At 52.3% G+C, this 7,655-nt stretch carries 5 protein-coding genes and 1 pseudogene; 2 read left to right on the top strand and 4 right to left on the bottom strand.

Annotated elements, in window-relative coordinates:
- Positions 1 to 31 precede the first annotated feature (31 nt).
- From HMPREF3096_RS29940 to lacI, 4 genes and pseudogenes are all read right to left on the bottom strand, one after another.
- Positions 32 to 172: pseudogene (locus tag HMPREF3096_RS29940) on the bottom strand (maltose acetyltransferase domain-containing protein); the annotation flags it as partial.
- A gap of 65 nt (positions 173 to 237) precedes the next feature.
- Positions 238 to 1,491: a lactose permease gene (lacY, locus tag HMPREF3096_RS24585; protein WP_003846917.1), complete on the bottom strand. Its 1,254-nt coding sequence runs from the start codon at positions 1,489 to 1,491 to the stop codon at positions 238 to 240.
- 51 nt (positions 1,492 to 1,542) lie between these two features.
- Entirely contained in the window at positions 1,543 to 4,617 is a 3,075-nt protein-coding gene (gene lacZ, locus HMPREF3096_RS24590; RefSeq protein WP_023316425.1) for a beta-galactosidase, read from the bottom strand.
- 121 nt (positions 4,618 to 4,738) lie between these two features.
- A complete protein-coding gene (lacI, locus tag HMPREF3096_RS24595) occupies positions 4,739 to 5,821 on the bottom strand; it encodes a DNA-binding transcriptional repressor LacI (protein WP_004206569.1) in 1,083 nt (360 codons plus the stop codon).
- 222 nt (positions 5,822 to 6,043) lie between these two features.
- Between lacI and HMPREF3096_RS31820 the strand changes: the two genes are divergently transcribed.
- Positions 6,044 to 6,259 (top strand): hypothetical protein, encoded by a 216-nt coding sequence (locus HMPREF3096_RS31820; protein ID WP_004152285.1) that lies wholly within the window; start codon positions 6,044 to 6,046, stop codon positions 6,257 to 6,259.
- Positions 6,260 to 6,281: 22 nt separating this feature from the next.
- On the top strand, positions 6,282 to 7,292 hold the full coding sequence (locus tag HMPREF3096_RS24605; protein WP_023316426.1) for a zinc-binding alcohol dehydrogenase family protein: 1,011 nt from the start codon (positions 6,282 to 6,284) through the stop codon (positions 7,290 to 7,292).
- Positions 7,293 to 7,655 lie beyond the last annotated feature (363 nt).

Consider the following 7,655-nt stretch of genomic DNA (forward strand, 5'->3'; position numbering starts at 1 on the left):
TAAAACACTATCAATAAGTTGGAGTCATTACCCTTTTTTCAACTTCTGATGGATGCGAGTGATTGAACTCATACATTAATGTTTTCCCACGAAGTCTTTTTTCAGGTAAGCCTTCGCACATATCGGTAAATAGCTTGCCTGCTTTTATTTTTTCTGTCATCGACATGTTCATTTTTAACATTCCGTCCTGATAAGTTGGTCGGATAAGGCGCTCGCGCCGTATCCGACATTAATTTCTTAAGCGACTTCATTCACCTGGCGACGCAGCAGAGAAAGTGGGCCGGGGCCGCTAAGCGTGAACACGGAAATTAAGGTGAAGCCCAGCGCCACCAGACCCAGCACCAGGTAAGCGCCCTGGAAACCGATGCTTTCATACATATTGCCCGCCAGAATAGACATAAAAATCATCGCCAGTTGCTTAAAGAAGCAGAAACAGACCAGATAAATCGTCGCTGAAAAACGCACTTCAAACTGGCTGGTAATATATTTAAAGCAGCCCACCAGCAGGAACGGTACTTCAAACATATGCAGCGTTTTCAGAATAACCACTTCCAGTGCTGAGGTAGCGAACGATGAGCCAATAATACGTACTGACATAATAGTGCCAGCCAGCAGCAGGGCGTTTTTCCCACCGATGCGATTAATGATCAGTGGCGCAAAAAACATAATCGAGGCGTTAAGTAATTCGCCCATTGTCGTTACGTAGCCAAATACCCGCGTACCCTGTTCACCGGTAGCAAAGAACGAAGTAAAGAAATTAGCAAACTGTTGGTCAAAAACATCGTAGGTGCAGGAAACGCCAATAACATACAGTGACAAAAACCACAGTTTTGGCTGTCTGAACAGTTCCAGCGCCAGCTTAAGGCTAAATGCCGAATGGTTGGCACCTACCGCATTGGCAACCGTGGCAGAAGAGGGCGCATCCGTTTTGGCGAAAAAGAGTAAAACGGCGAGGATGAATGCACAGCCAGAACCCAGCCAGAAAACAAACTGATTATTGATGGTGAACATGATGCCGACAATCGAGGCACACAGCGCCCAGCCAACACAGCCAAACATCCGCGCGCGACCATATTCGAAATTACTGCGACGGCTGACTTTCTCGATAAATGCCTCTACTGCTGGCGCACCGGCGTTAAAACAAAAGCCTAGATAAATACCACCAACAATCGATCCTACTAAAATGTTGTATTGTAACAGTGGCCCGAAGATAAAAATAAAGAACGGCGCAAACATCACTAACATGCCGGTAATAATCCACAGCAGGTATTTGCGCAGCCCGAGTTTGTCAGAAAGCAGACCAAACAGCGGTTGGAATAATAGCGAGAACAGAGAAATAGCGGCAAAAATAATACCCGTATCACTTTTGCTGATATGGTTGATGTCATGTAGCCAAATCGGGAAAAACGGGAAGTAGGCTCCCATGATAAAAAAGTAAAAGAAAAAGAATAAACCGAACATCCAAAAGTTTGTGTTTTTTAAATAGTACATAATGGATTTCCTTACGCGAAATACGGGCAGACATGGCCTGCCCGGTTATTATTATTTTTGACACCAGAGCAACTGGTAATGGTAGCTACCGGCGCTAAGGTGGAATTCCGCCGACACTGACGGGCTCCAGGAGTCGTCGCCACCAATCCCCATATGGAAACCGTCGATATTCAGCCATGTGCCTTCTTCCGCGTGCAGCAGATGGCGATGGCTGGTTTCCATCAGTTGCTGTTGACTGTAGCGGCTGATGTTGAACTGGAAGTCGCCGCGCCACTGGTGTGGGCCATAATTCAATTCGCGCGTCCCGCAGCGCAGACCGTTTTCGCTCGGGAAGACGTACGGGGTATACATGTCTGACAATGGCAGATCCCAGCGGTCAAAACAGGCCGCAGTAAGGCGGTCGGGATAGTTTTCTTGCGGCCCTAATCCGAGCCAGTTTACCCGCTCTGCTACCTGCGCCAGCTGGCAGGTCAGGCCAATCCGCGCCGGATGTGGCGTATTGCTCGCCACTTCAACATCAACGGTAATCGCCATTTGACCACTTCCATCAATCCGGTAGGTTTTCCGGCTGATAAATAAGGTTTTCCCCTGATGCTGCCACGCGTGGACCGTGGTAATCAGCACCGCGTCGGCAAGCGTATCTGCCGTGCACTGCAACAACGCTGCTTCGGCCTGGTAATGGCCCGCCGCCTTCCAGCGTTCGACCCAGGCGTTAGGGTCAATGCGGGTCGCTTCACTTACGCCAATGTCGTTATCCAGCGGTGCGCGGGTGAACTGATCGCGCAGCGGCGTCAGCAGTTGTTTTTTATCGCCAATCCACATCTGTGAAAGAAAGCCTGACTGGCGGTTAAATTGCCAACGCTTATTATCCAGCTCGATGCAAAAATCCGTTTCGCTGGTGGTCAGTTGCGGGATGGCGTGGGGCGCGGAGGGGAGTGTCACGCTGAGGTTTTCCGCCAGACGCCACTGCTGCCAGGCGCTGATGTGTCCGGCTGCTGACCATGTGGTCGCGTTCGGTTGCACTACGTGAACCGTTAGCCAGAGTTGTCCGGCGCTCTTCGGCTGCGGTAGTTCAGGCAGTTCAATCAACTGTTTACCTTGTGGAGCGACATCCAGAGGCACTTCACCGCTTGCCAGCGGCTTGCCATCCAGCGCCACCATCCAGTGCAGGAGCTCGTTATCGCTATGACGGAACAGGTATTCGCTGGTCACTTCGATGGTTCGCCCGGATAAACTGAACTGGAAAAACTGCTGCTGGTGTTTTGCTTCCGTCAGCGCCGGATGCGGCGTGCGGTCGGCAAAGACCAGACCGTTCATGCAGAACTGGCGATCATTCGGCGTATCGCCAAAATCACCGCCGTAAGCCGACCACGGATTGCCATTTTCATCATATTTAATCAGCGACTGATCCACCCAGTCCCAGACGAAGCCGCCCTGTAAACGGGGGTACTGACGAAACGCCTGCCAGTATTTAGCGAAGCCGCCAAGACTGTTACCCATCGCGTGGGCGTATTCGCAAAGGATCAGCGGGCGCGTCTCTCCAGGCAACGAAAGCCATTTTTTGATGGACCATTTCGGCACAGCCGGGAAGGGCTGGTCTTCATCCACGCGCGCGTACATCGGGCAAATAATATCGGTTGCGAAGGTGTCGGCTCCGCCGCCTTCATACTGTACCGGGCGGGAAGGATCGACAGATTTGATCCAGCGATAGAGTGCGTCGTGATTAGCGCCGTGGCCTGATTCATTCCCCAGCGACCAGATGATCACACTCGGGTGATTACGATCGCGCTGCACCATTCGCGTTACGCGTTCGCTCATCGCGGGTAGCCAGCGCGGATCATCGGTCAGACGATTCATTGGCACCATGCCGTGGGTTTCAATGTTGGCTTCATCCACCACATACAGGCCGTAGTGGTCGCACAGCGTGTACCACAGCGGATGGTTCGGATAATGCGAACAGCGCACGGCGTTAAAGTTGTTCTGCTTCATCAGCAGGATATCCTGCACCATCGTCTGCTCATCCATGACCTGACCATGCAGAGGATGATGCTCGTGACGGTTAACGCCGCGAATCAGCAACGGCTTGCCGTTCAGCAGCAGCAGACCATTTTCAATCCGCACCTCGCGGAAACCGACATCGCAGGCTTCTGCTTCAATCAGCGTGCCGTCGGCGGTGTGCAGTTCAACCACCGCACGATAGAGATTCGGGATTTCGGCGCTCCACAGTTTCGGGTTTTCGACGTTCAGACGTAGGGTGACGTGATCGGCATAACCACCACGCTCATCGATAATTTCACCGCCGAAAGGCGCGGTGCCGCTGGCGACCTGCGTTTCACCCTGCCACAAAGAAACCGTCACCCGCAGCTCATCGCGCAGCTCGCCGTACATCTGAACGTCTGCCTCCAGTACAGCGCGGCTGAAATCATCATTAAAGTGAGTGGCTACATGGAAATCGCTGATTTGCGTGCTCGGTTTATGCAGCAACGAGACGTCACGGAAAATGCCGCTCATCCGCCACATATCCTGATCTTCCAGATAACTGCCGTCACTCCAGCGCAGCACCATCACCGCGAGGCGGTTTTCTCCGGCGTGTAAAAATGCGCTCAGGTCAAATTCAGACGGCAAACGACTGTCCTGTCCGTAACCGACCCAGCGCCCGTTGCACCACAAATGAAACGCCGAGTTAACACCATCAAAAATAATTCGCGTCTGGCCTTCCTGTAGCCAGCTTTCATCAACATTAAATGTGAGCGAGTAACAACCCGTCGGATTCTCCGTGGGAACATACGGCGGATTGACCGCAATGGGATAGGTCACGTTGGTGTAGATAGGCGCATCGTAACCGTGCATCTGCCAGTTTGAGGGGACGATGACAGTATCGGCGTCAGGAAGATCGCGCTCCAGCCAGCTTTCTGGTACCGCTTCTGGTGCCGGAAACCTGGCAAAGCGCCATTCACCATTCAGGCTGCGCGACTCTTGGGAAGGGCGATCGGTGCGAGCCTCTTCGCTATTACGCCAGCTGGCGAAAGGGGGATGTGCCGCAAGGCGATTAAGTTGGGTAACGCCAGGGTTTTCCCAGTCACGACGTTGTAATACGACGGCCAGTGAATCCGTAATCATTGTCATAGTTGTATCCTGCGTGAATTGTTATCCGCTCACATTTTCGCATAACATACGAGCCGGACACATAGAGTGTAAAGCCTGGGGTGCCTAATGAGTGAGCTGACTCACATTAATTGCGTTGCGCTCACTGCCCGCTTTCAAGTCGGGAAACTTGTCGTGCCAGCTGCATTAAGGAATCTGCCAACGTGCGGGGAGAGGTGGTTTGCGTATTGGGCGGTAGGGTGGTTTTTCTTTTCACCAGTGAGACGGGCAACAGCTGATTGCTCTTCACCGCCTGGCCCTGAGAGAGTTTCAGCAAGCGGTCCACGCTGGTTTGCCCCAGCAGGCGAAAATCCTGTTTGATGGTGGTTAACGGCGGGATATAACACGAGCTGTCTTCGGTATCGTCGTATCCCACTACCGAGATATCTGCACCAACGCGCAACCCGGACTCGGTAATGGCGCGCATTGCGCCCAGCGCCATCTGATCGTTGGCAACCAGCATCGCAGTGGGAACGATGCCCTCATTTAGCATTTGCATGGTTTGTTGAAAACCGGACATGGCACTCCAGTCGCCTTCCCGTTCCGCTATCGGATGAATTTGATTGCGAGTGAGATATTTATGCCAGCCCGCCAGACGCAGACGCGCCGAGACAGAACTTAATGGGCCCGCTAACAGCGCGATTTGCTGGTGACCCAATGCGACCAGATGCTCCACGCCCAGTCGCGTACCGTCTTCATGGGAGAAAATAATACTGTTGATGGGAGTCTGGTCAGAGACATCAAGAAATAACGCCGGAACATTAGCGCAGGCAGCTTCCACAGCAATGGCATCCTGGTCATCCAGCGGATAGTTAATGATCAGCCCACTGACGCGTTGCGCGAGAAGATTGTGCACCGCCGCTTTACAGGCTTCGACGCCGCTTCGTTCTACCATCGACACCACCACGCTGGCACCCAGTTGATCGGCGCGAGATTTAATCGCCGCGACAATTTGCGACGGCGCGTGCAGGGCCAGACTGGAGGTAGCAACGCCAATCAGCAACGACTGTTTCCCCGCCAGTTGTTGTGCCACGCGGTTGGGAATGTAGTTCAGCTGCGCCATCGCCGCTTCCACCTTTTCCCGCGTTTTCGCAGAGACGTGGCTGGCCTGGTTCACCACGCGGGAAACGGTCTGATAAGAGACACCGGCATACTCTGCGACATCGTATAGCGTTACTGGTTTCACATTTACCACCCTGAATTGACTCTCTTCGGGTGCTATCATGCCATACCACGAAATGTTTTGCGCCATTCGGAGGGGGCACGCCGAAGTGAGATTCAAAATGCCGACGTCAGTTCACAGGTGGGTAATGATACCAACGTGTTGATTTCGTATTTTCACTGACACCAGGATCATCCTGATGTTACAAGGATTGAATGACAACAGATTAAAATAGTCATCAACAGGTTGACAGCATTACCGACTGACCTTATCCATAGCGGTAACCTGACCGTTAACGAAATTAACCGCTCAGCCGGATTTCTCATCAACAGTTTTGATTTGCCGGGCATTGGTATATTCATGGGCATCAGCGCCCGCTTTCTGCGTATTTTTCGATTTGCACTGCCGGGGGCACTGGCGGGTATCGCGTTCCGCACACTTTTACATTTATTTATCTGGTGACTGACCTTTTTAAGGAGACAGAATGAAAGCCGTTGGTTTCTGGCAACCCGGGGAAAGTACATCCGTTATTGAAGATTTGTCGCTTCCCCACCCATCCATGCCCAAGGGGCGTGATCTTTTGATCAGAGTCAGGGCGGTCGCGGTTAACCCACGGGACCTGAAAAGCCGGCGAAACATCAGCCCCTCTGCAGGCAATCCGGTAGTTATGGGATACGACGCTTCCGGTGTTGTTGAAGCAACCGGACCAGATGTGACGCTGTTCAGGCCAGGTGACCACGTTTTCTATGCCGGTGTGCTCGATCGCCAGGGAGCCAACGCAGAGTTTCAGCTGGTTGACGAACGCATTACGAGGATAAAGCCGGCAGCACTAAGTTTTGAAGCTGCAGCGTCGGTTCCTCTGACCGGTCTGACAGCCTGGGAAATGTTATTTGATCGTCTGCAGTTGTCAGTGAACGGAGATGCTGATCAGACCCTGTTGATGCTTGGCGGTGCGGGCGGAGTCCCTTGTATGGCTATACAGCTTGCCCGCACTCTGAGTCGGGTGAACATCATCGGGACTGCCTCCCGGCAGGAGAGTGTCAGAGCGGTTCGCGGGTTTGGTGCGCATTATGTCCTGGATCATTCATGTGCGCTTGCGCCACAGGTTGCCAGCCTTGCTGGACTCCCTCCCATTACCCGGATTTTCTCAACGTACACCACGCCATCTGCCTGGGAAAATATGGCCGAAATTATTGCCCCACAAGGCCGTATCGGACTCATCGACGACCCTGAACCACTGGATCTGCGTTTGATCAAATTTAAGAGCGTTTCTGTTCACTGGGAGGCAATGTTTACCCGCCCCATGCATGCTACTGCGGACATGTCTAAACAGCATGATATTCTTAACAAACTCTCATGCATGCTGGATTCCGGTAAGCTCAAACCTCCGTTGCTGGCAGAGTATGGCAGGCTGAATGCTAAAGCACTTCGCCGGGCTCATGAGGACATGGAAAATAAAAATGTGAACGGGAAAATTGTTTTTTCAGGGTTCTGATGAACAGGCCTGTCAGAGTAAAAAAAGATTCGGGTTCAGCACAATGCTGAATTCTGTCTGGCTATAGAGTAAGAATCGTACCGGAATTGAGCATTTACCCTCAGTACCTGCGGATGAAAAAGCAGTCTGCCCTGACATACTGAATAATCCCTTCTCATAAGATGCCTCTCTTTTGCTGTTTAAAGAGCTGAGCAGTCCGGGCGGAGACTGACCTCGTTCCGCTTTCCAAGCGACCCCCTTGTTGAAAGTGCGACAAAAGAGATAGGGCGAATGACTATACTTCGCTCATAGCTGCCCGTCATGCCAGCTCAAAAAACAGGCTTAACGTAGGATATTTAATGAGATGGTCACTCCCTCCTTCCC

The sequence above is a fragment of the Klebsiella sp. HMSC25G12 genome, assembly GCF_001807705.1.
GTDB classification, from domain to species: Bacteria; Pseudomonadota; Gammaproteobacteria; order Enterobacterales; family Enterobacteriaceae; genus Klebsiella; species Klebsiella variicola.

Coding starts and splice junctions, on each gene's coding strand:
- lacZ (WP_023316425.1), bottom strand. CDS start 4,617: ATGACAATGATTACGGATTCACTGGCCGTCGTATTACAACGTCGTGAC.
- lacY (WP_003846917.1), bottom strand. CDS start 1,491: ATGTACTATTTAAAAAACACAAACTTTTGGATGTTCGGTTTATTCTTT.
- HMPREF3096_RS24605 (WP_023316426.1), top strand. CDS start 6,282: ATGAAAGCCGTTGGTTTCTGGCAACCCGGGGAAAGTACATCCGTTATT.